General features: G+C 60.7%; 4 protein-coding genes. 3 read left to right on the top strand and 1 reads right to left on the bottom strand.

Annotated features, from left to right (window positions below):
• Together K0U62_07040 and K0U62_07035 are read left to right on the top strand one after the other, a co-directional pair.
• Window positions 1–831: ATP-binding domain-containing protein (locus K0U62_07040; GenBank protein MCH9801268.1), on the top strand; the 831-nt coding region annotated here is incomplete at its 5' end.
• A 267-nt stretch (window positions 832–1,098) separates the two neighbouring features.
• On the top strand, window positions 1,099–1,437 hold the full coding sequence (locus tag K0U62_07035) for an NERD domain-containing protein (protein MCH9801267.1): 339 nt from the start codon (window positions 1,099–1,101) through the stop codon (window positions 1,435–1,437).
• 166 nt (window positions 1,438–1,603) lie between these two features.
• Here the strand turns inward: K0U62_07035 and K0U62_07030 are convergent, their stop codons facing one another.
• Window positions 1,604–2,449 carry a CAP domain-containing protein gene (locus tag K0U62_07030; protein ID MCH9801266.1) on the bottom strand — a complete coding sequence of 282 codons (846 nt, stop codon included), beginning with the start codon at window positions 2,447–2,449 and terminating at the stop codon, window positions 1,604–1,606.
• A gap of 28 nt (window positions 2,450–2,477) precedes the next feature.
• Between K0U62_07030 and K0U62_07025 the strand changes: the two genes are divergently transcribed.
• A complete protein-coding gene (locus K0U62_07025; GenBank protein MCH9801265.1) occupies window positions 2,478–2,927 on the top strand; it encodes a hypothetical protein in 450 nt (149 codons plus the stop codon).
• Window positions 2,928–3,314 lie beyond the last annotated feature (387 nt).

The raw sequence follows: 3,314 nt of genomic DNA, 5'->3' as shown, positions 1-3,314 counted from the left end.
TGGCCCGACAAGCAACGCAGGCTGATGTGGGTGGGTACTTTCCACTCCTTGGGTCATCAATGGGGGGTTAGGTTTCCCGAGGACCTATCTACTGATGACACTCATTTCTGGGAAACGACCTTCCTAGAACAGATGTCGCAGCTGGCTGGAACGCAAGATCAAGTCTTTGATGCGCTGGTCGTGGACGAAGCGCAAGACTTCGCGGATGATTGGTGGCCGGTACTGCTGCAAGGCCTTGCGAAGCCATCTGAGTCACCGGTGATGGTTTTCTCCGACGAACAACAGCGAGTTTTTGATCGCAGTGGTCAGCCGTTGCCCGGACTGGTGCCGCTGCGCGCCAATCGCAACATGCGTAACTCTGCCCAGATAGCGCGCACCTTTCAGCCACTCGTGGATGAGCGGCAAACCGTTGTCGGTCTTACCGGCCCGCCGCCACGATTCATCGAATGCAGCACCGATGATGCGGTGGGCGTTGCCGATGATGCCGCTGTGGCGCTGCTGGAAGAGGGCTGGCAGCCGCAAGACGTCGTTCTGTTGACGACTCATCATCGCCATCCCATGCAACTGGAACTCACTCGAAACGACAAGGACGACTACTGGTCGTTGTTGTGGGATAACGAGGACATCTTCTACTGCACAGTCGCCGGATTCAAAGGTCTGGAGCGTTCTGCTGTCGTTTTGGCTCTGGATGGGTTCCGCAACAGCGAACTCGCGCGCCAGACGTTGTTGGTGGGACTCTCACGCGCACGTGATCAGCTCATCGTCTGCGGGAATTCTGACGACCTACGAGAAGCGGTCGGCGATCAAGTAGTTGATCGGTTACTACCGTGACCGCGCAGGTTGCGGGGTTTGGATGGCGAAAGCCCGAATTGCTACCGGGACTGCGGATCGCTGGCTTAGCCGCCTAGTGACTCATTTCAATAACCCCCGCTCGTGGGAGCGCCCACTTCAGACACGCTGCGATCGAGGTCGTTTCTCGAGGCTTGTCGTAATAACCCCTTTCGCCGTTGTTTCGGCGCTGGAGTTCTGAAGTCGGGCGAGGTGAATGTGGAGGACCCGGCTCGCTCTGTCGAGGTCCATTTGGCCATCAGTGCCTATATGAGTGAGCACGCTCTGGGTCAGCCGCAGTTTCTCCAGCCGCATCAACAGGTGGATGTCGCCACCGCTCCGGCACCCGCTGAACCAGAGGATCTTGCTGATCGGCTTCCAGGGCAAGGAGTGACCACTACAGCGAACGCAATCTATGAGGCCGAGGTGGCGGAGTCCCCGATTCTGGGAAGAGTTCGGCGTGTAGTAGGAACAGACGGAGATGCCGCTTGGCGCAAAGGTGCGGAAGGTGAACGCGCCGTTGCCAAGACGCTGGGGAAGCTCGGCGATCAGTGGACGGTCCTCCACTCAGTTCCCATAGGTACCAAGGGCACTGACATAGATCATTAGGGAACCTCACAGGACCCAGGTCTTCGGCTGGAGCGCCTGCACTATCGCGACGGTGTGATTCAAGCCAATATTGATGCTCTATAACGCCATATTGGTGACTGGTGCAGCATGCGCGTCGAAATGCTAGCTCTGACTAGGGGTACCCACGGCACGACCGGACTTCCCGTCAGCCGATGAGGGTGACCACGTAGCTGTAGTTCTTCTTTACGCCGTCTACGAGGACGTCGGTGACGGTGACGCGGTAGAACCGATCCGGGCCGTCAGGTGCTGCGGCGATGTCCGGCATTTCCCACACCAAGGTGTAGTCGCCGTAGCGATCCGTGCGGTTGACCACCTGCGGGGTGATATCGCCGCCGGCGGTAGTAACGACTACCTGAGCGTCCGAGAAGTCTGGCGCGCTTGCGGTCCAGTAGTCGCGAGACAGGCTAAAGGACCACCGATCAGATCGATGCGGTAGCGCACCATGGGGGACGTAACCGGCGTTCGGCCACGCAACGTACTCCACCTCATTGGGCCGCTGGGCCTGCTCCGGCCAGATCACCCGGAGCGCGTTGCTGGTCCCGCGCCTATTCGTGGGTGAGTACACATCGCCGGTGGCAACCTTGAGCAGCTTGGGATTCAGGATCCACTGCCGATGTCCCACGGGGGTATTGAAATCTCCCCAGTCGTCAACATACGCAGTGATGGCAGCGGGGCCATACACACTGGGCGCGAGATTGCTCTTGGCCGCTCCGGTGGCACCCAGGTCGGTATGGCATGCCCAGTTCTCGTCGGGGTAATGAGACACAGCTTCCTGGGCAGCCATCATCAGCGCGGTCTGCTGCAGGTCATCACTGGCCGCTAAGTCCAGTTGGACGTCAGGTAGGCCCACCATGTTGCGGTACCAGTTCACGCGATCTCGAACCGCGAGTTTGAACTCAGTGGTGGTGGTGCCTGGCGTACAGGTGGCAGGGTCGCCGTTGTAGCCGGAGGGCACATCGTTGTGGGCGAGGTAGTCATTCCACGCGCTCACCACCGAGGACCGAGAGCCTGGATCAACGGTGTCATCGGCCGGGCTGGGGGCCGCTAAGGCGATGGCGGAAATCGTGGGCGACGGCAGCGGCAGCGGGGAGGGAGTGGCCGTGGTCGGCGAGGGGGTAGGCGTTGGAGTGGCCGTAGTCGGCGAGGGGGTGGGCGTTGGAGTGGCCGTGGTCGGCGAGGGGGTGGGCGTTGGAGTAGCCGTGGTCGGCGAGGGGGTAGGCGTTGGAGTAGCAGTAGTCGGCGAGGGGAACGGCATTGGGGTCGCGTCAGACGTGGTGGTAGGTGACGGAGTAGCGGGTGACGACGGAGCCGGGGAGACAGTGGTTGGTGAAGGCGTTGACGAAGTGGCGGGACTACTCACCGGGGCGGCACTCGGCTGCGACAGATCAGGGGCAGGCACGGCCGGAAGAGGTTGGCTGCCTGATTGGAGTCGGACTCGAACGCTTCTACTCACCGCATCACGGGCGTAGGTGGGTTTGCGGATCTCTGCCCGCAACACGAACCGGCTCCGATCGGGTGCCTCCTTCGTCTTCACGAATCGGCCACGACGGTCCGGTTTCGCGGCAAGAAATACCCGCCAGGTTTTGCGCTGTTTGTAACGCACGACCACCTTGGCGCGATGCGGCTGCTTAACACCGGCTAGCGTGACTTTCACCTTGATGCGTTTGCCGTCGGCACCCTGGACCTGCCGGGCTCGAAGACTCACCGAAACATCACTGGACTGTGACGCCGATACGGCTTGGCTCACCAAAGCGTGATCTGCAGAAACTTGCGGCAACAGGGTGAGCCCAAGAGCTGCGCACGCTACCGACACGACGTGTTGCCTCATGAGTTCACCCCCGTATGAATACTCAGTT

It is taken from the genome of Actinomycetes bacterium (genome assembly GCA_022599915.1).
Taxonomy (GTDB): Bacteria; Actinomycetota; Actinomycetes; order S36-B12.
This window is presented reverse-complemented; position numbering and strand designations above follow the sequence as displayed.

Excerpts from the sequence above, each read along its gene's own strand:
- K0U62_07035 (MCH9801267.1), top strand. The coding sequence starts at position 1,099 with ATGAGTGAGCACGCTCTGGGTCAGCCGCAGTTTCTCCAGCCGCATCAA.